Below are 21,874 nucleotides of genomic sequence, written 5' to 3'. Positions count from 1 at the left end.
TTCATGCTCACTTTACTCTTGCAACTTTACCCTCGCTAACTCCCTCTCATGCTCACTTTACTCTTGCAACTTTACCCTCGCTAACTTTTCTCAAAAAACCCAAAAAAGGGTCAAAACCCAGTGAGTATGCGGGCTCTGAAATATCGAGCACGCAAATACGAAACTTCCTTAGCAGTAAAAATAGGTGTTATTTAGGGTCATTGTCGTTACATTTAGTAGCTGTTAAAACAACTTGTTTTGTTCAATAAATCAACAGCATAAAATTAACGACCTAACCTACATAGCCACTTTACGAACTCAATGACAAAGACCGTTCAAATAAAAAACAACACTTAAATCCCACTAAAAAGCCTTTCCTAGCACTTTTTTAGTATAGAAATTAACCAACTCATTCGTATTATGAATTCACCCTATGAACGAAGTGAGGGCGTCTTATGCGTCAAATTTTATTACTTTCTGTAAATGGATTTACGCTACAAAAACTGTTTTTACTGGCATCGTTATTGGTGTGCTTTTTCACCTCAGCTGAAGAAACAAGCCCTATCTCAACAGCAAGAGCATGGTTAACCTTGGTTGATTCTGGAGAATACCACGAGAGCTGGCAGCAAGCTGATCAGGTTTTTCAAAACAACACGCCCAAAGCTCGCTGGCAAACAGCCTTAGATCAAATACGCGTTCCTTTAGGCCGAGTTATGTCTCGCACCTATTTTGGCACAGCAGAGTATAGCTCATTACCCGGCCTGCCAAATGGTGAGTATTTAGTAGTCAAGTTTCAAACCGAGTTTATGAATAAAGAGGCAGTTGTTGAAACACTCAGCCTTAGCAAAGCCGCCGATGGCTGGCACCCATTAGGCTATCTGATCGATTAGTATAGAGCAGCGCAAAGCGCCCTTAGGCTTTGTGCTGTAAGAGTTATCGGCAGTCAAAATACGTATCTGCGGGAAAATAAACCGCACAATTGATGAATAGTATTTATTGTTCGTCGTCGTAACATAAAAACACTTCAAGACGTACTAAATAAACAACAAGTAAATGGAATTGCTATGAGAAAAACGCTCTTACTAATCATTTTTTTAAGCTGCTTTTGTGCACATGCTGAGGAGCTCGAAGTTATTCATCGCGCTAAAAGCTGGCTTGCGTTAATCGACAACGGTCAGTATCAGCAAAGTTGGCAGCAAGCAGACTCATTATTTAAACAAACAATGCCACAAAGCAACTGGAGTAAAGCGTTAAAACAAGTTCGGGTACCGCTTGGCAAGGTGGTTTTACGTAAGAATTTAAGCCTGATGAATTACGACTCTTTGCCCGGAACACCTGATGGCGAATACGTAATCATTCAGTTTCAAAGCCAATTTATGAATAAAGATCATGCTGTTGAAACAGTTAGCCTCAGCAAACGTAGTGGCCAATGGCAACCTATCGGTTATTTTATTAATTAGGGGTTATATTTAGGTTTTAGGTTTTAGGTTTTAGGTTCTAGGTTCTAGGTTCTAGGTTCTAGGTTCTAGGTTCTAGGCTCTAGGTTCTAGGCTCTAGGTTCTAGGTTCTAGGTTCTAGGAGTGCATTGTAGAACGGCTTTAGTCGTGAAGATTATGTGATGGACAAAATTCGGCACTAAAGTACCTCCTACGTGGGGTTTTATATGCAATGTAGGGCATGAAAAGGTGTAGATGGATTATGTTGGCTTTCGCTTCGCTCAAACCAACCTACCCGAAGAATGAACAGGTAAGTAATGCGGTAGGTGTCACGCTTGCTTGGCGCGTCATGAAATCAACACCCTACGATCAGACAGACATATCACCAACATCCTCCACCGCTCAGCTAAAAACTGACAGCTGAAGGCTGAAGGCTATAAAAAAAGCCACTCATAAATGAAGTGGCTTTGGTTGAGTCGATTTTTTACTTATAACTTAATTTGGTTCACGCAGATGGAACACTTGGCACTTGTTACCTAAATCAGGTTGTTGTGCGAAGTTAGTGTTTTCAGCTAAACCACAGTTACTTAAACCAAGCGCTTGTTTTGTGTAGCGGTTGATCAGCATAACACCACCGCCTTCTACCGGAGCAATACGCCACTGTGCTGTTTTCGCTGCACAAGACGCCATTTCTACGTTGGCACCTGGTACTAAGGCGTTATCAGCTACCGCAGCACAGAACTCGCTATCAGCGCTTTGTTTAAGGCTTACATAGCCTGTATCTGTTGGTGTGAAGAACCATTGCTGTGCATCTTTATGCGTAAAAGCTTGTTGCTCAACATTGGTACCCGCTTTAACCGTACCAGCCACGCTAAGTGCTTTACCACTTTGTTGGCTTAATACGACAACACTGCCCATAGGGCGTAATTGCCAGTCGCCACACGCTGTTGCGTCGCTTTGCTGTAAAACCGCTTGGTTTTGTGCGGCAGAACAACCAGCAACCGCTAATGGCTTGCCTGTGTAACGGTTAGTAATAGAGACATTACCATCTGTACTTGGTGCTACTTTCCATTGCTGACAGAAGTTATTGCGCCATGCTGCAGATTGTACTTTAGCGTTATCTGCGTCATTACAGCTTTCAAGCTCTAAGAACTTGCTGTCTTCACGGTTAGCTAAACGAACAAAACCATCTGTTGTTGCATCAATAACCCATTGACCATTGGTGCTTGCACACTGACGTTGAACTGCACGTGCATCTTGTGGATCAGCTGCAATGTCTAAACATAAGCCGCTTGTTGCATTCACTAATTGGTAACGTTGACCTTGCACTCGCGTTACCAGTGGGCCGTATTCACCTGATGGCGGAGCTACTTCAACGCCTGGTGTTAATGGTTTACCAAAGCTTGGTGTGCCATCGTCGTTCCAAGTGAATTTTTGCGCACGTAATGAACGCGTCGCACTACAACCGTGCTCTACCGAATCATTACCGTGATAAACTAACCAATCTTCTGTGCCGTCTGGCGATGTGAAAAAGCCGTTGTGACCTGGGCCAAACACTTCTTCTGTACGCTCAAATACTGGCTTTTCGTATTTTTTCCAGCTGCTCGCTTTAAGCGGATCGTCACCAACAAGCTCAAGCATACCTAGTTTGTAATCAGGAGTATTACAGAAGCTTGCTGAGTACGTCATAAACGTACGGCCATTGTGCTGTAAAATTTCAGCGCCTTCAGTTACTTTACGACCACTGATTTCCCAATCTAGCTCAGGACGCGTGATCACCGTATGCGGTGAGTTCTTCTTCAGAGTCCATGGGTTTTCCATTTCAGCAATAATGTTTAATTGCTGATCGCCCTGCCATTGAGAGTAAATTACATATAGCTTGTCTTTGTATGTTAGGTAGTTACCGTCGATGTTCCATACGTTAGGCATTAATGCGCCCTTGTATTCGTATGGACCCATAGGATCGTCACCGGCACTTTCTAATACGTTTAAGTGTTGGTTATCTAAAGTGCCATCAGTACCGGCTGTGTACATCATGTACCAACGGTAGCCGTTTGGCCCTTTTAGACGATGGAATTCAAACGCCCAGAAGTTACAGCAACGCTCAGGGTTCGAATCAGACCAAACATTGATAGGTGTTGCATCAGCAAGGCCCGCTAATGTTGGTGATTTACGCATCACTAACTCAGAAGTCCACGTTGTTGTAGTTAGGTAATAGTTACCATCCCAATACTCAAGCCATGGATCGGCGCCATTTGGGAAAAGAGGATTAGTAAAAATACCATCATCTTGAATTGGCGCTTTTGCTGTGGCTGCGACATCTGCTTTGGCTGTGTTGTCTCCAGCCGTAGTCTGACAGCCCGTCAGAGCGCCAAACGACAAGGCAAATAGGCTAGCTAAGCCAGCCTTTTGCATTGCGCTTTTAAGCTTTGTTGTTTTCACGTTTGTGTTCCTTTATTTTGTACCAAATTCGTACACGATGCGTGTTGAATACACGTCACCTGGCAGTAATGTTGTGCTTGGGAACGTTGGCTGATTAGGTGCATCAGGGAAATGCTGTGGCTCTAAACAAAAACCACTTCTAAAATTATGCACTAAGCCAGACGCTTGCTGAGTACTACCGTCTAAGAAGTTACCTGAATAAAACTGTACTGCAGGCTCTTCTGTGTAAACTGTTAACGTACGGCCTGAGTTTGCTTCGTAAACCGTCGCCGCTTCAACAAGTTCATTGCTTGGCGTGTCTTTAAGCACAAAGTTATGGTCATAACCTTTACCAAGTTTCAGTTGTTCATTGCTTGCTTTGATATCTTGACCGATTGCTTTAGCAGTACGGAAGTCAAACGGTGTGCCAGCCACATCCATCAACTCACCAGTTGGGATCAAGCCGCCATCCACAGGCGTAATTGCTTTTGCGTTAATTTGCATTTGGTGATCAAGAATGTCGCCTTTACCCGCTAGGTTAAAGTAGCTGTGTTGCGTCATATTGATTATGGTCGGCTTGCTTGTTGTAGCAATAAACTGCATATCTAGCGTGTTGTTGTTCGTTAGCGTGTAAGTCACTTCTGTCGTCACTTCACCCGGGTAACCTTGGTCACCATCAGGGCTCACTAAACTTAAGGTTACACCTGCGCTGTTTTGCGTCGTGAACGGTGTCATGTTCCACACTTTTTTGTCGAAACCTTGCACACCACCATGTAAATGGTTGTCACCATCGTTAGTCGCTAATTGGTATTCAGTGCCATTTAAGGTGAATTTACCGTTTGCGATACGGTTACCAAAACGACCGATGATTGCACCGTAGTAAGTTGTCGCTTTTGTGTACGCTTCTAGGTTATCTAAACCCAGTACAATATTACCCATTTCGCCTTTTGCATCTGGCGTTTCAATACGCGTGATAATGCCGCCGTAGTTGATCACATCAACGCTAATACCATTGCTGTTAGTCAGCGTTACTTGATTAACTGGCGTTTGATCAGCAAGTACGCCATAGGCCGTCATTGATGCTGAAGGGGAAGTCGTCATATTGTCTCCTTGATGAGCACACGCTGGTGTAAGGGCAATCCCACATGTCACCAACAATGCATAAAGCCCGCGCGACTTTTTCGTGTTCGAACTGGCTGTTTGATGAGTTGTTTTTAAACCTTGGAAAACACATTGCAATGACATATGAATAACCTTTTTGTAATTGTATTTATAGTTTTATAATACAAATACAGGTGTCATTGCAAATTTAATCGCTAAAGTTGGATTTTGCCGTCTTTCACCATGATGCAATCCATCCCCGCACTTTTGGCGGCTTGGTAGCCAATTTGTGTGTCTTCAAACACCACACATTGACTTGGTTCAACACCTAAAAGCGCTGCTACTTTTAAGAATGTTTCTGGGTTCGGCTTGCCTTTACTAACATCACTGGCAGTCACTAAGGCACCAATTTTATTAATTAAATTCGTATCTGTTAGATGATCAATTGCATGCTCGCGGTCAGCCCCCGTGCCCACACCCATTGGCAATACACCATGGTACTTTTCAAGTACTGCGACGGTTTCGTCAATCACTAGTGGATGATGTTGTAAATCAACCCAAAACTGGTGTTTATCTTTTGCCACAACCAAAGGGTCATGATCTAAACCAAATTTTTCGTTAAGCATTTCAATTGTTTTAACGGTCGGAATGCCGCCTAAGCTATACATGTAGTCGTAATCGAATGGATACCCATAGGCTTCGCAAGCTTTCTGCCATGCCTGTAAGTGACTGCCCATTGAGTCAATTAAGGTGCCATCCATATCAAAAATAATGCCTTGGTAGGCGCTTAAATCGATCATATCTACTCCTAAAATGTTTAGCTTCACAATAGCATAAGCCAGCGAAGAGCGTGGCTCATCACTGGCTTAATCGACAACAAAATTTGGGGTGAACGTGCTCACACACAGCACGTTCTAGTACATAAAGTACTAATTCTTACAGGCCACGTTTTAGCATGTAGTAAGCTGCGTTATGACGAAGCTCTGTTTTGAAACCACGGATCGTCGTATCGTTATCGATGATCATCGTTTCAACGCCAGCCATTTCAGCAAAATCGATAATCATATCGGTTGTTACTGCTTGGCTGTATGCAGTGTGGTGTGCACCACCGGCGTGGATCCATGCAGCTGATGCTACAGATAGATTTGGTTTTGGTTCCCAAAGCGCTGAAGCAACAGGTAAGTGAGGTAAATCAGCTGGCGGAGCCACTGTGTCTACTTCGTTAATTAGAATACGGAAACGGTTACCCATATCAATTGGTGATACGTTGATTGCAGCACCTGGTTTTGCAGTAAACAATAAACGACCTACATCACATTTCACACCAATAGTGTGCTGGTGAACTTCAAGACGTGGTTTTTGCGCTGCAATTGAAGGACACACTTCTAACATGTGTGCGCCAAGTACTTGGTCAGTCTCACCCATGTTGTAAGTGTAATCTTCCATGAATGAACAACCACCTTCACGGCCTTCACCCATTACTTTCATGATGCGAACCATAGCAGCTGTTTTCCAGTCACCCTCACCACCGTAACCATAGCCTTTCGACATTAGGCGCTGTGTAGCAAGACCCGGAAGACCAGAAAGACCTGATAAGTCTTCAAAACAGTTTGTGAATGCTTTAAAGCCACCTTTCTCTAAGAAACGCTCCATACCAAGCTCTAAACGTGCTTCGTTGCGTAGCATTTTCACTGCGTAATCGTCTTGTAGAGTTTCGTCAGCAATTACGTAGTCTTGCTTATATAGCTCTAACTGTGCATCGATTTCGTCTTCTGTGATTGTATCAACCACTTTTACAAGCTCAGCGACACCAAACGCGTGTACTTCATAACCAAAAGTAATTTGCGCTGAAACTTTGTTACCTTCAGTCACCGCAACTTGACGCATGTTGTCGCCAAAACGCGCAACTTTAAGTGTTTGGCTTTCTGCCCAACCTTTTGCCGCACGACACCAGTCATCTAACTGCTGTTGTACGTCAGCACGTTGCCAGTGACCTGCAACAACTTTACGCTCTTTACGCATTACAGTACCGATGAAACCGAACTCACGGTCACCGTGTGCACTTTGGTGCGTATTCATGTAGTTCATGTTGATGTCAGACCAAGGAAGGGCTGCGTTGAACTGAGTATGAAGGTGTAACCAAGGCTTACGTAATTCGCTTAGGCCAGCAATCCACATTTTCGCAGGTGAGAAAGTGTGCATCCATAAAACTAAACCAACACAGTTAGGATCCGTATTTGCCGCTTGGCAAACAGCGTGAATTTCTTCAGGTGACTTAACGGTAGGCTTACATACCAAGTTTACTGGTAAGTTCGCTTCGCTGTTTAAGCCCGCTACAATTGCTTCGCTGTCTTTGGCAACCGTTTCTAACACCTTAGGACCATAAAGATGTTGTGAGCCGGTAACAAACCAGACTTCTTTCGTCATCGTCGTCATGTTAATAATCCTCTAAATTCTTGCTATTTGCTCTGACCGTAATACGCGTTTTTACCGTGCTTACGTAGATAATGTTTATCCATCACTGCTTTTTTAAGTTCAGCTGCGTGTGGATCTAAAGTGCGTGTTAAATACGCCATGCGTGCAATCTCTTCGAGTAGCGCGGCATGGTATACAGACTGAGCGGCATCTTTACCCCACGTGAAAGGCGCATGACCCGCAACAATCACCATAGGTGCAGCTTTCGGATCGCGGTCTTGATACGCATCAGTAATTTGAATACCGGTTTCTAATTCATAATCGCCATTCACTTGCTCATCGGTTAGCTCACGAGTACAGGTGATGTCACCGTGTACATAGTCAGCGTGAGTTGTGCCAAGGCAAGGAATGCTTTGTTTTGCTTGCGCCCATGCAGTTGCATAGGTCGAATGCGTGTGTGTTACACCGCCAATTGCATCGAAGTGGCGATATAAATGAACATGTGTTTTAGTGTCAGAAGACGGACGCATAGACCCTTCAACAATGTTGTTTTCAAGGTCGACGATCACCATGTCGTCAGCTTTCATTTGGTCGTACGATACACCACTTGGTTTAATCGCGATTACGCCTTTGTCGCGGTCGATTTGCGATACGTTACCAAAGGTATAAATTACTAAGCCACGACGTTGCAGCTCCATGTTCGCTTCATAGACTTCACGTTTTAGTTCAGTAAAACTCATGCTTTGTCTCCGTTTACATAGCTTGCAAGTGCTTGGTAGTTAGCATAAAGCTCGTCATACACAGCAACGCGCTCAGGGTTTGGTAGGTACTGATGACACACTGACGACGCCATTACTTTTTGAGCATCAGCCACTGTTGCGTGCTCACCTGCAGCAACCGCAGCCATAATTGCCGCACCCAATGCACAGCTTTGCTCACTTTCTAAAACGTCGATTGGACAGTTCCAAACATCAGCACAAGTTTGCATTACGTAGTCTGATTTTTTAGAGATACCGCCGATAACAACCACTGACTCGATTGGTACGCCTTCACTACGGAAGCGCTCAGTGATAGCACGTGCGCCAAACGCAGTTGCTTCAACAAGCGCTTTGAAGAACTTAGGTGCATCGGTGCCCATTTTTAAGCCTGTTAATGCCATGGCAACGCTTTGGTCAGCATCTGGCGTACGACGACCATTTACCCAATCAAGCGCCGTTACATCGTTGCTTGTTACAGGCAATGCAGCTGCCGCTTTTGATAACTCAACTAAGATTGAGTCTTCTAGCTTGTTAACTAACGCTTGCTCAGCGTCAGATAGATTTGTAAGTTGGCGAGTTGGCCAAAGTACTAGGTTCTTGAACCATGCGTATAAATCACCAAACGCAGATTGACCAGCTTCTAAGCCAACCATTCCAGGGATCACTGAGCCGTCAACTTGACCACAAATACCTTTAACGCAAGTATCACCTAGCTGCTCTTGAGACGTTACAGTGATGTCACAGGTTGAAGTACCCATTACTTTAGTTAGAACACCAGGGCGAACATTGGCTGCTACTGCCCCCATGTGACAGTCAAATGCACCGTAACCAACAACAATACCTTGTGGTAAACCAAGCTTCTCGGCCCACTCAGCAGTTAAGTTGCCAGCAACTTGATCGCTTGGCTCTGTAGTTGCATTTAACGTATCAACAACACCATCTAATAGTGGATCGATATTGCTGAAGAAGCTGTTTGGTGGGAAACCGCCCCACTGCTCGTTCCACATTTGTTTGTGGCCCGTTGCACAACGCCCTAGCTTTAATACTTCAGGGTGCGTTGTGCCGCACATTAGCGCGGTCATCCAATCGCAGTGTTCAACCCATGAATAAGTGGCTGCTTTTACACTGCTATCAACGCGGAAAATATGTAATGCTTTGGCCCAGTACCACTCAGAAGAGTAGATACCGCCCATGTGTGAAAGGTAGTTCACATCGTTGTTAGTGGCAGCTGCAGTGATTTCATTTGCTTCTTTAATAGACGTATGGTCTTTCCACAAAATGAACATCGCATTTGGATTTTCTGCAAATTCTTCAGTTAATGCCAGTGGTGTACCTTGGCTATTAATTGCCACAGGCGTTGAGCCAGTTGTATCAAAGCTCATACCCACTACTTTGTCTGCAGTACCCGCTGGAACTTGTGACCATAGACCATTTACTACTTCTACAAGGCTATCAATATAGTCTTGTGGATGCTGACGAAACTGATCCTTACTTGGGTCACAATATAAGCCTTGTGCCCAGCGCGGGTAGTTTACTAAATGGCTGGCAAGTTCTTCACCAGTCGCAACATCAACGAGTAATGCTCTTACCGAGTCTGACCCGTAGTCTAATCCCAACGTATAACGAGACATAATTACCTTTCACTAATTGCTTACTAACATTGTTAGTCATTATCTTTATTTGTATGATAATATCAACAATACCAGATTGTAAAGGTATTATAAAAATATTATTAACAGGATTATTTGCTGCTGGCGGGCGATTTATTGCGCAGTTTCTCTGGAAGATTAGATTGTTTTTTCAGCACAAATAATAGGTTAAAGCCACTACATTAACTTTTGTATGATAAGAATGGGATAACTATGTCTAGTCAATTAGAACAACTTAAAGCAGTGACAACCGTTGTTGCTGACACGGGTGATTTTGAAGCAATCAACGAATATAAACCGCAAGATGCAACAACAAACCCATCACTAATCTTAAACGCGATTCAAATTGAGAAATATCGCCCACTTGCTGCCGAAGCCGTATCATGGGCAAAAGCACAAAGCAGTGACGCAGCTGAAGTTGTAACAAAAGCAGCCGACAAGCTAGCGGTATTAATTGGCTCTAAATTAATGGAGCAAGTGCCGGGTTTAGTTTCAACAGAAGTGGATGCGCGTTTATCATTTGATACTCAAGCAACCATTGATAAAGCACTTGAGCTTGTTGCTTTATATAAAGAGCAAGGCATCGACACATCGCGCGTGTTAATCAAAATTGCTTCAACATGGGAAGGTATTCAAGCAGCCAAGGTACTTGAAGCGCAAGGTATCCGTTGTAACCTAACGCTGGTATTTGCATTTGCTCAAGCACGTGCTTGTGCCGAAGTGGGTGCTTACCTAATTTCACCATTCGTTGGTCGTATTCTTGACTGGTACAAAGCACAAGATGCAAGCGCTGATTTCGACGGTGCTAACGATCCGGGCGTTAAGTCAGTAACGCATATCTACAACTACTTCAAAAAGCACGGCTACGAAACGATTGTAATGGGCGCAAGCTTCCGTAACATCGGTGAAATCCAAGAATTAGCAGGTTGTGATCGTTTAACTATCAGCCCTAAGTTACTTGCTGAACTAGCTGCAACTGACGCACCATTAACTCAAAAACTATTACCAGCAACAGAAAAAGCAGAAGCGCCAGCTGCAATGACTGAACAAGCTTTCCGCTGGGAAATGAATGAAGATGCTATGGCAACTGAAAAGCTAAGCCAAGGTATTCGTCAATTCGCAATTGACCAAGAGAAACTAGAGTCAATCTTAAGCGAACTAGTTTAAACCGATTGTTTAAGCAGCAAAAAGCCCGCAAACCAAGGTTTGCGGGCTTTTTTTATACCAATTTGCTTAATTAAGTAGTCTATTTTGAGGCAATAAAACCTCGTTGATAGCAAGGCAAAAATTTCGTTATTTAGTTATTCTAAATCAGAAATTTTTAACGCAGATAGCAACAGGTTTAATCCCTCAAAATGATTAAGTATTATTGCGAATTGGTATTCTTACCTACACATCATCACAAATGTAGGTTTATCGTGTTGCGATTACGATAATTTTCGCCAGTCACATTATTCAGCAAGTAATGCGTTTGCTTTTGCAACTAGGTTTGCCACTGTGAATCCAAAGTGCTCAAGCAGTACTGCGCCTGGTGCTGACTCACCAAATGTGTCCATGCCTAGCACATCACCATCTTGGCCAACATACTTGAACCAGAAGTCACGGTGCGCAGCTTCAACAGCAATCTTTGGTGTACCCGCTGGTAGCACGCTTTGACGGTATGCTTTGTCTTGGCTGTCAAACTGATTCGTTGATGGCATAGATACAACGCGAACTTGCTTGCCTTGTGCTGTTAATTCAGCAGCAGCATTCACCGCTAGTTCAACCTCAGAACCCGTTGCAATAAGAATAAGCTCTGCAGCTTGTTCGCTATCAACAAGTACATAACCCCCTTTAGCAATGTCAGCAACTTGCTGTGCATCACGTGCCATCGCTTTTGTACCCTGACGGCTGAAGATCAGTGAACTTGGACCGGTTTCTTTTAATAACGCTTGGCGCCAAGCTACCGCAGTTTCAGTTTCATCACACGGACGCCATGCAGTCATATTTGGTGTCATGCGAAGGTTAGCGATTTGCTCGATTGGTTGGTGAGTTGGGCCATCTTCACCTTGACCGATTGAATCATGGGTATACACAAAAATGCTCTGTGCTTTCATTAATGCTGCCATACGTACAGCATTACGTGCGTATTCCATAAACATTAAGAAGGTTGCGCCAAATGGAATGAAACCACCATGTAATGCAATACCATTCATGATTGCGCTCATACCAAACTCACGTACGCCATAGAACACGTAGTTACCATCAGCAGCATCTTGTAAACCTTTTGCTTCTGGCCATAAGGTTAAGTTAGAACCAGCAAGGTCGGCAGAGCCACCCATTAGTTCAGGAAGCTGGTTAGCAAAGAAGGTGATCGCATTTTGTGATGCTTTACGTGTCGCAATGTTTTGCATGTCGGCTTGGCATTTAGCAATGTACTCATCAGCTAATTCAGCGAAGTTAGCTGGTAATGCTTTTTCAAGAACACGACGTGTATATTCTTTTGCAAGTTCAGGGTGTGCTTTGCTATAAGCCGCAAATTTTTGCTGCCATGCACCTTCAAGCTCTTGGCCTTTTGCTTGGGTATTCCACTCGTTATAAACCTCTTGTGGAACTTCAAATGCTGGGTGTGGCCAGTTTAGCTGCTCACGTACAGCTGCGATTTCGTCGTGACCCAGTGGTGCACCGTGACAGTCGTGGCTACCTGATTTATTTGGCGAGCCAAAACCAATCACTGTTTTACAACAGATTAATGTTGGTTGCGTGGTGTTGCTTTGTGCCGCTTCGATTGCACCCGCAATTGCATTCATATCGTGACCATCAACATCACGAATAACTTGCCAGCCGTAAGCTTCAAAACGTGCAGGCGTATCGTCGGTGAACCAACCTTCTACTTCACCATCGATAGAGATGCCATTGTCATCCCAAAATGCGATTAGCTTGCCTAGACCTAACGTACCTGCCAGCGAACATGCTTCGTGCGAGATACCTTCCATTAGACAGCCATCACCCATAAAGCAGTAAGTGAAGTGATCAACAATATCAAATTGTGGCTTATTGAATTGTGCCGCTAAGGTTTTTTCAGCGATTGCCATACCAACTGCGTTAGCAATACCAGAACCTAATGGGCCTGTCGTTGTTTCAACACCCGGAGTGTAACCATATTCTGGGTGACCCGGTGTTTTAGAGTGAAGCTGACGGAATTGCTTAATATCTTCAATGCTTACGTCGTAACCGCTAAGGTGTAACAATGCATATTGAAGCATTGAACCATGGCCATTTGATAACACAAAGCGGTCACGGTTAGACCAGTCTGGGTTTAATGGGTTATGGCGGTGAAAGTTTTGCCACAATACCGCTGCAATATCAGCCATACCCATCGGCGCACCAGGGTGGCCAGAGTTAGCTTGTTGAACGGCATCGACAGCAAGTATGCGAATAGCATTTGCAGATTGAGAACTAGGCAGAGTCATCTTATTAGCTTCCTGTTAATATTATAATATAAATAATATCGCAAAAACTCATCCAAATAGCAACTTAATAAAGCGCTATGCCAGTAATGACGTGTATTTAGGCCCATTTTGTACCGCTAAGCGCAGGTTTTAACACCATTTTATTGTTAATAACTTTTTCTAACTAAAGAGATGACAACACCGCTCAAAATAACCAAGCAAAAGTAGTGAAATATGCTTATTTATCAAGCAATTTCCTTAACTAATTTAGATTACAAAAACCAGACCTTGCTACAATTTGGTACATTATTTCATTGTTCAAGCCATTAATAACAACTTAATGTTAACGAGATTTTTCATTTAGGTTGTTTATTTGTGACTGTTCTAGGTAGTTGCTCGCTTGGGCTACGATCTTTATTTCTAATTAGTGCGCTTTGCCTTTCAGCAATGGCAAGCAGCACTGACTCTGCGTATTTAGCTGATGAAGGAGTAAGCCTTGGTTTAAGCCTAGGCTATGGTCAACTCGACAACCCAGTTTATAAAAAAGACGACATTCCTCTTTATGCCCTACCGCGTATAGAAGTATTTGCCGGTGACTTTTCATTTGCAAATACTCAGTTTGCTTGGACACCCGTGTGGGGCGATCATTATCAAGTGTCGTTATTCACCCAACTCAATGAAGATGGGCTGTATTTTGCCAAACACTCAGCAGCACTAACTGCAATTAGAACAACCAGTGGCCGCCCTTCAATGACACCGCCACCACCCGGTTCAAGCATTGAAGCACCAGTGGTGATAAAACGCCGCGGTGATATTACTAAAATATCAAAACGTAAACTGTCGGCCATGAGCGGTATTGAAGCGATTGTTGACTGGCAAAGCTGGCGTTTTAGCGCGTATTGGTCAATGGAGCTCACCAACTATCACAAAGGGTTACAAGGCGCATTGTCTGCACAGCGCTTGTTTTTGTTTGATCAGCATCTAGTTTTACTCGGCGCTGAAATACAGCATTTAAGTGCCGGTTTAGTGGATTACTACTATGGCAGTGCTGCAAAAGAGATACGAGCCGGGTTTAGCCCTTTTTTAGGCCACTCCAGTCAAAAATACAATCTAAAAGCCAGCTATCAATATCAATTTAATCAACAATGGCAATTCATAAGCGATGTAAAATACCAACGCTTATCTTCAGGTATCGCCGATAGCCCCCTTATTGATGACCGTAACTTATTGTCTTTTTATGCTGGCTTGGCGTGGAATTACTGATGATGTTGCGCTCTCGGCTTTTTTCACTCTTATTCATTTGCAGCCTTTCGTTTGTTGGCAGCACATTTGCACAAGCAGGCTACATTGAAGCAACACCAGAAAACTGTGTAACGGTAGAGCAAGACTGCGTGATGGATGTCTCCATTAATTGGTATACCGAAGTCAGCGAAACAGTGTGTATTCGCGTTACCGATCAAGAAATTAGGCTGTTCTGCCAAAAGCCAAATCAAGGGCAGAACTTTGCAATCACAGTGCAAAACAATCGCAACATTGTGTTAGAGCTACTCAGCGAGCAGCTAGAACCACTAGAAAGCACTGAAATTAGTTTATTCCACCAGCATGTTAAAAAACGCCGACGTGATATCGCATGGAGTATTTTTTGATGAGCCAGCATACTATTTTATATATTGAAGATGATTTAAAACTTGCCCAGCTAGTCTCTAATTATTTAAGCAATCATGGATATATCATTGAACACTTTGATAGTGGTTGCCATGCCTGTTACCAAGCAAGTAGTAAGAAATACGACTTAATTTTGCTCGATATCGGATTAGGCTCGGAAGATGGCTTTGAGATCTTTAAAGAACTAAAACAATACCAAGATACGCCAATTATTTTTATGACCGCAAGGCAGAGCCAAGTCGATCATATTACTGGCCTTGAGCTAGGCGCCGATGATTACCTAACCAAACCTGTTTCCCCGTCCATTTTATTAGCGCGAATAAATAACACGATTCGCCGCAGCCAAGCTATAAAACCAACAAGCACCACTCACAACGCCCATAATATTCGCTTTGGCTCGTTGAGTATTAATACTATTCAGCGCGAAGCTTACCTGCATAGCCAGCCACTTGAACTGACCAGTGCAGAGTTCGAAATTTTGATCCAGCTTGCTAAATCACCGGGCCAGTTGGTCAGTCGAGACCAATTATTTGATGGCACCATTGGTCGTAAATACGATGGTCAAAGCCGCACCATCGATGGCCGCATTAGTCGCTTACGCAAAAAGCTCGGTGACGAAGCGGTGCCGGCACAAAAAATCGTCACTGTTTGGGGTAAAGGATACATTTTTTCTCCACAAGCGTGGGGTTAATGCAGTTTGCTACGCCTGTTTTGTTATTTGTATTTAACCCTAGCCGTTTGTCTAGGAAGTGCCGCTTGGTTATTGGAAACTTATTTTCCAAACCCACCGAGTTACAGTACAGAGCAGCAGTTAGCAGAAAACATCTTGAGTCTTGCGCCCAATAACCCTGCTATTAAACACACACCTCTGGCGAACTTTTACCTTGGTGAACAATTACAGGCATCACTTTTAGCAGGTCAGGTAATTAGTGTTAACGATGCCAATAACAATGTTTACTTTCATAAACTTGCAGATGATAGACAGACCCTATTAAGCATAGGCCCATACAGCCAACCTGCTGATCAGGGTTATCAGTCTTTAGTGAGCCTACTGTTTTACTCTAGCCTTGCCTTAGCGGTGGTGATTTTTACGGGCCCACTACTGTTTGACTTAAATAAGCTACGTAAAGCCAGTAGTAAAATGTCTAATGCCGACTTTACAGCACAAGTGCACTTCACACGTTTTAGCTTGCTAAAAAGCATTGGCGATACCTTTGATAACATGGCATTAGCGCTTCATAACCGGAATCAAAGTCAACGCGAATTAATCAATGCTGTTTCCCATGACTTTTTAACGCCTATATCGCGGGCTAAATTCGCCCTCGAAGCAGTCGTTGATAACAACGCTTACCGACACAGTGTGTTGCAAGACATTATTGAACTTGAGCTTTTAGTCGAAGAGTTTTTAACTTATGCCGAGCTTGAACAATGCGAACCCACTTTGTTAGTGAAAGACTACTGCCCAAATGAACTATTACAGCCCTGCATTACTAAGTTTCAAAGCTATAGCCCTTTGGCTATTCGTCTTGACTGCGAATTAACAGCAATTTGCGTTGATAAACAAAGCTTTCAACGCTTATTGCAAAACTTACTCGGGAATGCGGTTCGCTTTGCTAAAACGCAAATCCATATCAAGGTTTCACAATACGAAAACGGCATTTTGTTAGTGATTGAAGATGATGGCCCGGGGATCCCTGAAAAAATGCGCGCCAGCCTCATGCAGCCATTTTCTAAAACCGCTTCGGTGCACCAAACAGGCTATCAAGGTGTTGGCCTTGGCTTATCAATCGTTAAGCAGCTATGCCTGTGGAACAACGCAAAATTTAGCTTAGATAACGCGCAAACCTTAAGCGGAGCAAGAGCAAGTATTCTGTTTCGATAAGCAGTTTTTCGGTAAAAATGTACCAAGCTGTAACAGTGTGTGCCAATTGTTTACATTTCATTGATGTTATAGTCACAACTCAACACTATCCCTACTGATTACAACCGTTCGCCGCTAGCGCGAGCTCATAATTATAATCCTTCGAGGGAAGTTAGATCACATGTTCAATATGAAAAAAGTATCAGTGATGGTCGCATCTGCACTTTACTTAGGTGTAGGTACGTCTGCTGCTGCGCTAAATGACCAAGCATGGCCAGAAATGCCAGCAGGCTATGCGCCAAAGCAAACCGTTACCAATGAATTTGTGTGGGAAGACAAGGTTAACAACACAGTTAAAAAACAAAGCCGCGTTTTCACACCAGAGAAAGATATTAGTGGTATTCAAACTTATATCGTGCAACTGGACGATGCACCTATTTCGACTTACCAAGGTGGTGTTAAAGGGCTTGCGAGCACTAAAGAAGTTGTAATGCAGACGCAACAAGCAACTAAGCGCTCAACGCTTAATATGGCGCAGCCTGCTATCGCAACTTACGCTAACCACCTAGCAAGTAAGCGCCAGTCAGTACTGAGTACTGCGATGAGCCAGCAAGGCTTGAGCCTAAATGTTGAGCGCACATTCAATGTGACATTAAACGGTTTCACCACCAAAATGACACAAGATGAAGCAAAGCGCCTTGCTAAAGTGGCAGGTGTTAAGAAGATCACTCGCTCAAAAATCTACAGCCTAAATACGTTTAATACTATTGAGCAAACAGGTGCTTCTGCACTTTGGAGCGCAAGTGCTAGCAACCCTAGCAGCAACAAAGGTGAAGGCACGGTTGTCGGTATCATTGATACGGGTATCAACACCGATCATCCATCATTCGCAGCTGTAGGCGGCGATGGTTACACTCACACCAATCCTCTAGGCGACAAGTACCTAGGTGACTGTGCAACTGCTGAATTTGCTGATCTGTGTAACGACAAGCTAATTGGTGTTTATTCTTACCCTGAGATCACCGCAGCTTATGTGGATTCCGTATTTGAAGAGACTCGCCCTGAAAATGGTGAAGACTACCATAGCCATGGCTCACACGTTGCCGGTACAGCAGCAGGTAATATCCTTTACGATATTCCTTACAAACTGACTGAGTATGAAAGTCAATCATCTGGTTTAGAAACCAATGTAACTTTCCCGCAAGTATCAGGTATGGCACCCCACGCCAATATCATTTCATACCAAGTATGTTGGCCGGGTGGTTCTGGTGACCCTTATGCGGGCTGTCCAACAAGCGCTATCTTAGCAGCCGTTGAACAAGCTGCGATTGATAATGTTGACGTACTGAATGCGTCGTTAGGTGGTCTTGAAGAAGATCCATGGAGCGACCCAATTGAGCAAGCATTCATGAATGCGGCCGAAAGCGGTGTATTTGTGGCGGTAGCGGCAGGTAACAGTGGCCCTGAATATTCAACGGCTGACCACTCATCACCTTGGGTAACCACCGTTGCAGCTCATACCCCTTCAACCAAAGTAAACTTTGGTAACAAACAACTTAAAAACCTAACTGATGGCGATACTTCTGCACCGGGTCCATTCACAGGCGCAGGCGTTAACTTTAACGAGTTAACCGGTTTGATTTTCCCTGCAACTGATTTTGAAAATCCAAATGAAAGCTCAAGCTATGCACTTGCCAACTGTGACAAGCCATTCCCTGAAGGTACATTTGATTTAGTGGATGATCCTACAACCGCTATCGATGAAAGTGCGCAAGACGTGATTGTTGTATGTAAGCGCAGCTCTTACCCACTTTACTCAAAATCGTTAAACGTAAAAGCAGGTGGTGCAGAAGGTTTAATTATTTATAACCATGTATCATTTTACGATAACTACACAATTCCATCGGTTACATACCCAATTCCGACCATTCACATTAAAAACGTCGATGGTAAAAGCTTATTAGAATGGTTAAGCACTGGCGACAGCCACATGGGTACCATTGAAGCAACCGAAGGCACCGTAGATACCGTAGATAAAGACCGCATTGCTTACTTCTCTGGCCGTGGTCCATCATACTTTGGCTTTGACACCTTACTTGTAGACGTTGCTGCACCGGGTGTTGATATCTATGCGCCATCATCAGACGATCAACCGTTTACCAGCAACCCTGCGACGTCAGACTGGCAATCAATGTCTGGTACATCAATGGCAAGCCCACACGTTGCAGGCGCGGCAGCATTGTTAAAACAATCTCACCCTGATTGGACACCAATGCAAATTCAATCAGCATTGATGTTAACTGCAAACAATCAAGTTGCTTTAGCACAGTACCTAAACAACTACACCGATGATGGCTTTGATGCTGCCCTTGCTGAAATGGGTTCGGGTAAAATGCAAGTTGAGCGTGCTGATAAAGCAGGCCTATTGCTTGATGAAACCATTGCTAACATGGCAGCTGCAAATCCAAGCCTAGGTGGCCGCGAAAAAGCGCTAAACACAGCTTACATGGTTGATAATGACTGTGGCTTTAAGTGTACGTTTATCAGAACCTTTACGGCGACAGAAGACGCAAGCTGGACACTTCATACAGAAAACTGGATTGGTAATAGCAAAATTAGTGTTGAGCCAAGCAACTTTGATATCAAAGCAGGTGAAACACAAAGCATTGTTGTTACGGTTGAAGCAAGCCAACAAGCAACACCACAAGAAATTGTTGATTACACGGGTAACCAAGGTCAAATCGTGATGACCTCAAGCAACCCTGAATCACCTATTTTAGAAATGCCTGTATGGACTTTCACTGGTGATACTGGTTTACCTGAATATATTCAAATTGATGCACACCGCCGTTCTGCAACGATGAAGGTTGGTCCATTCAATACTGATGAAATCAGCAACTTAACCACACAATCGTACGGCTTAGTAAAAGGCCAAGTTGAAACAGTACACCTATTCAACGACACCACACCTGGCGACCCATTCGATAGCGTAGAGGTTGAAGGTGAAGGCGACGCTGTAAACAACAACCACATACAGTGGACGACAGTGCCTGAAGACGCAAAAATGCTAAGCGCAAGCGTCATGAACGACACATCACGTGTACTTGTTTTCATGGGTAAAGATAGTAACGGTGATGGCATCGCGTCTTATGAAGAAACGCTATGTATGTCAACTAGCTACACCCTAACTAACTTCTGTAACATTGTTGATCCTGAAGCCGGTGAGTACTTCACGTTATACATGAGCCTACAAACTTTATCGTATGGCGAAGTTGATGAAGGTATCGAAGTATCGTTTGCTACAGCGGTGACCACTGAAGACAATGGCTCACTCACTGTAACAGGCCCAAGCAGCGTACCAGGTTATGACGAGCTTGAACTTGACCTTGCTTATAACCTACCTGAGATGGAAATTGGCGATATCTACTTCGGTGGCTTTGATATTGGTAGCAACCCTGAAGATGCTGGCAACCTAGGTTTCGTACCAGTGATCATCGAGCAAGTTGATAAAGACGTGACCTTTACTGCTAACAAAAACAAGGCATATGTAGGTGACTTAGTTGACTTCGAAATCAGCGTTATTGCGAATAACGAAGATGAAGCTCGTCAGTTTGCTCTAAACACTGAGTTCCCTGTGGGCGTAGACATTGTTCCTGACAGCATTGTCGCATCTAACTCAACGCCAGTAACACCTATGCTAGATAGCAATGCACTAGCACTGGTTGGCGTACAAGAAACGACTAAAAATGTTGAGCGTAATTATAACATTACCACCAACATCACTGACGAAATGTGTTCATTAACATCGGCGCATTCACCAGATCCTTACTACCTAGAACTGCGTGAGCTTGGCTGGCGTACACTAGAAGGTGTTGAAGGTCGTTACTACAACGAGTTCGAGTACACATTTAAAGAAATCATGAACACTAATCTTGATGTGTCATTCCCATTCTTTAATAAGTACCACTTTGACTCAATTAAACTTAACCCAGCTGGCTTAGTCACATTTGGTTCGCAAGGCCGTACAACGCCATTCCACGTTGAACTGCCTGAGGGTTACACTCAGCCGCCACCGCCGCCTTACCTAATCGCACCTTTCTGGGTTGGTGACAACATGATCCCAGAGCGTGTTGACGGTGGTTACGGTAACTATGACGCCAACGCAGGTATCACACCAACTTACACAGTATCGCGTGAGTGGTTAGTACTTGAGTGGGATAATATCCAGCGTTCAAGAACTGAAGGCCAATCTGTTGACGTTGAAATGTTCATGCGCATGGGCATTGACTATGAGCCAGGTGAATACGAGCTACTATTTGCTTATGACAACCTAAGCTTAGTTGATGCACAAGGTTCTATCGGCTTGAAAGCTGCCGATGGTCGTGGCTTTATCAGTGGTGATATTCCTATCGATTTAAACATTGGTAACAAGTACGGTTTCAACAATATGGACGAAGTACTGCACGACAAACTAGTTGTCTGTCTTGACTACACGGGCCCTGAAATTTCTAAGTTTGACGTGAAATTCCAAGCATACATTGGTGAGCAAGCGGCGAATCAAACGCATCAACTATCTCTTACAAATGGTTTAGTTGGCGCAGATGATGAAACCATCACCCTTGATCTTGAAGTTATCGGTAACCTAGAAATGGCAGCCTTAACGGATATGTCAGTGGCAGAGAACGAATCGATTAGTTTTGACGTGCTTTATGCTGACGAAAACCAAGTGAGCAACCAAATCGACGTGTTAGGTGAAAACTTCACTTTTGAAGTCTCTGGTCACACATCAGGTAGCACAGTGACTATCACGCCAGCGACGAACTTCCATGGTGACATTGATGTAACAGTAAAAGTTAGCGACAGTGTTAACCCAACTGATGCAGCAATGAGTTCATTTGTATTATCGGTGATGTCTGATGGTGAAGAGCTCGGCTGTACTGACAGCTCAGCATCTAACTATGATGAAAGCGCCAATACAGATGATGGTAGCTGTACTTTCCCTGAGGCAGTGATTCCAGAAGCTGAGATTGAAAAAGACAAGAAATCATCAAGCGGTTCATTCGGCTGGTTACTACTAGCTGTTGCACCACTGATGGCACTTCGTCGTAAAAAATCTCGAATTAACTAAGGACTAGTTAATTAGGATAGTAAGTAGGTA

General features: G+C 43.8%; 15 protein-coding genes. 8 read left to right on the top strand and 7 right to left on the bottom strand.

Features of this window, described 5'->3' with window-relative positions; all coding sequences use genetic code 11:
• The first annotated feature begins 434 nt into the window (after nt 1–434).
• Both NH153_RS03085 and NH153_RS03080 read left to right on the top strand, forming a co-directional pair.
• The gene (locus NH153_RS03085) at nt 435–869 is read left to right on the top strand and encodes a DUF4019 domain-containing protein (RefSeq protein ID WP_063700845.1); all 435 of its coding nucleotides are present in this window, start codon (nt 435–437) and stop codon (nt 867–869) included.
• A 174-nt stretch (nt 870–1,043) separates the two neighbouring features.
• Nucleotides 1,044–1,439, top strand: coding sequence for a DUF4019 domain-containing protein (locus NH153_RS03080; protein ID WP_063700843.1), 396 nt, complete (start codon nt 1,044–1,046; stop codon nt 1,437–1,439).
• Nucleotides 1,440–1,910: 471 nt separating this feature from the next.
• On the opposite strand, the gene NH153_RS03075 is transcribed toward NH153_RS03080, so the two are convergent.
• The 6 genes from NH153_RS03075 to NH153_RS03050 form a co-directional block, all read right to left on the bottom strand.
• Nucleotides 1,911–3,857, bottom strand: a complete 1,947-nt coding sequence (locus tag NH153_RS03075; protein WP_240494347.1) for a family 43 glycosylhydrolase — start codon at nt 3,855–3,857, stop codon at nt 1,911–1,913.
• A 12-nt stretch (nt 3,858–3,869) separates the two neighbouring features.
• Nucleotides 3,870–4,937 (bottom strand): aldose epimerase family protein, encoded by a 1,068-nt coding sequence (locus tag NH153_RS03070; protein ID WP_234003553.1) that lies wholly within the window; start codon nt 4,935–4,937, stop codon nt 3,870–3,872.
• 215 nt (nt 4,938–5,152) lie between these two features.
• Nucleotides 5,153–5,737, bottom strand: coding sequence for an HAD family hydrolase (locus NH153_RS03065; protein WP_063700833.1), 585 nt, complete (start codon nt 5,735–5,737; stop codon nt 5,153–5,155).
• A 136-nt stretch (nt 5,738–5,873) separates the two neighbouring features.
• Complete coding sequence (gene araA, locus NH153_RS03060; RefSeq protein ID WP_054552271.1) at nt 5,874–7,373, bottom strand: L-arabinose isomerase; 1,500 nt, start codon at nt 7,371–7,373, stop codon at nt 5,874–5,876.
• A gap of 23 nt (nt 7,374–7,396) precedes the next feature.
• Nucleotides 7,397–8,092 carry an L-ribulose-5-phosphate 4-epimerase gene (locus NH153_RS03055; RefSeq protein WP_054552270.1) on the bottom strand — a complete coding sequence of 232 codons (696 nt, stop codon included), beginning with the start codon at nt 8,090–8,092 and terminating at the stop codon, nt 7,397–7,399.
• A complete protein-coding gene (locus tag NH153_RS03050; RefSeq protein ID WP_063700831.1) occupies nt 8,089–9,741 on the bottom strand; it encodes a ribulokinase in 1,653 nt (550 codons plus the stop codon). Before NH153_RS03050 ends, NH153_RS03055 begins: the two co-directional genes overlap by 4 nt.
• A 231-nt stretch (nt 9,742–9,972) precedes the next feature.
• Here NH153_RS03050 and tal point away from each other — a divergent pair, with 231 nt between their 5' ends.
• Nucleotides 9,973–10,926 carry a transaldolase gene (gene tal, locus NH153_RS03045; RefSeq protein WP_054552268.1) on the top strand — a complete coding sequence of 318 codons (954 nt, stop codon included), beginning with the start codon at nt 9,973–9,975 and terminating at the stop codon, nt 10,924–10,926.
• Nucleotides 10,927–11,210: 284 nt separating this feature from the next.
• Here tal and tkt read toward each other — a convergent pair whose 3' ends face one another.
• Entirely contained in the window at nt 11,211–13,211 is a 2,001-nt protein-coding gene (tkt, locus tag NH153_RS03040; RefSeq protein ID WP_054552267.1) for a transketolase, read from the bottom strand.
• A gap of 426 nt (nt 13,212–13,637) precedes the next feature.
• On the opposite strand from tkt, the gene NH153_RS03035 reads away from it, so the two are divergent.
• The 5 genes from NH153_RS03035 to NH153_RS22000 all read left to right on the top strand — a co-directional run bounded on the left by NH153_RS03035 (nt 13,638) and on the right by NH153_RS22000 (nt 21,844).
• Entirely contained in the window at nt 13,638–14,453 is an 816-nt protein-coding gene (locus NH153_RS03035; protein ID WP_063700829.1) for a MipA/OmpV family protein, read from the top strand.
• Entirely contained in the window at nt 14,453–14,836 is a 384-nt protein-coding gene (locus NH153_RS03030; protein ID WP_063700828.1) for a DUF3019 domain-containing protein, read from the top strand. The genes NH153_RS03035 and NH153_RS03030 overlap by 1 nt, the downstream gene beginning before the upstream one ends.
• Entirely contained in the window at nt 14,836–15,546 is a 711-nt protein-coding gene (locus tag NH153_RS03025) for a response regulator transcription factor (RefSeq protein ID WP_063700827.1), read from the top strand. Before NH153_RS03030 ends, NH153_RS03025 begins: the two co-directional genes overlap by 1 nt.
• A 72-nt stretch (nt 15,547–15,618) precedes the next feature.
• Nucleotides 15,619–16,737 (top strand): ATP-binding protein, encoded by a 1,119-nt coding sequence (locus NH153_RS03020; protein ID WP_063700826.1) that lies wholly within the window; start codon nt 15,619–15,621, stop codon nt 16,735–16,737.
• Between the two features lie 160 nt (nt 16,738–16,897).
• Entirely contained in the window at nt 16,898–21,844 is a 4,947-nt protein-coding gene (locus NH153_RS22000) for a S8 family serine peptidase (protein WP_063700823.1), read from the top strand.
• Nucleotides 21,845–21,874 lie beyond the last annotated feature (30 nt).

It is taken from the genome of Pseudoalteromonas gelatinilytica (assembly GCF_001641615.1).
GTDB lineage: Bacteria > Pseudomonadota > Gammaproteobacteria > Enterobacterales > Alteromonadaceae > Pseudoalteromonas > Pseudoalteromonas gelatinilytica.
The sequence above is the reverse complement of the archived record's forward strand: the minus strand, read 5'-3'. Positions and strand labels throughout refer to the sequence as shown.

Bases quoted from the DNA above. Each gene is read 5' to 3' on its own strand.
- NH153_RS03085 (WP_063700845.1), top strand. From the start codon at position 435: ATGCGTCAAATTTTATTACTTTCTGTAAATGGATTTACGCTACAAAAA.
- NH153_RS03080 (WP_063700843.1), top strand. From the start codon at position 1,044: ATGAGAAAAACGCTCTTACTAATCATTTTTTTAAGCTGCTTTTGTGCA.
- NH153_RS03070 (WP_234003553.1), bottom strand. From the start codon at position 4,937: ATGACGACTTCCCCTTCAGCATCAATGACGGCCTATGGCGTACTTGCT.
- NH153_RS03065 (WP_063700833.1), bottom strand. From the start codon at position 5,737: ATGATCGATTTAAGCGCCTACCAAGGCATTATTTTTGATATGGATGGC.
- araA (WP_054552271.1), bottom strand. From the start codon at position 7,373: ATGACGACGATGACGAAAGAAGTCTGGTTTGTTACCGGCTCACAACAT.
- NH153_RS03055 (WP_054552270.1), bottom strand. From the start codon at position 8,092: ATGAGTTTTACTGAACTAAAACGTGAAGTCTATGAAGCGAACATGGAG.
- NH153_RS03050 (WP_063700831.1), bottom strand. From the start codon at position 9,741: ATGTCTCGTTATACGTTGGGATTAGACTACGGGTCAGACTCGGTAAGA.
- tal (WP_054552268.1), top strand. From the start codon at position 9,973: ATGTCTAGTCAATTAGAACAACTTAAAGCAGTGACAACCGTTGTTGCT.
- tkt (WP_054552267.1), bottom strand. From the start codon at position 13,211: ATGACTCTGCCTAGTTCTCAATCTGCAAATGCTATTCGCATACTTGCT.
- NH153_RS03035 (WP_063700829.1), top strand. From the start codon at position 13,638: ATGGCAAGCAGCACTGACTCTGCGTATTTAGCTGATGAAGGAGTAAGC.
- NH153_RS03030 (WP_063700828.1), top strand. From the start codon at position 14,453: ATGATGTTGCGCTCTCGGCTTTTTTCACTCTTATTCATTTGCAGCCTT.
- NH153_RS03025 (WP_063700827.1), top strand. From the start codon at position 14,836: ATGAGCCAGCATACTATTTTATATATTGAAGATGATTTAAAACTTGCC.
- NH153_RS22000 (WP_063700823.1), top strand. From the start codon at position 16,898: ATGTTCAATATGAAAAAAGTATCAGTGATGGTCGCATCTGCACTTTAC.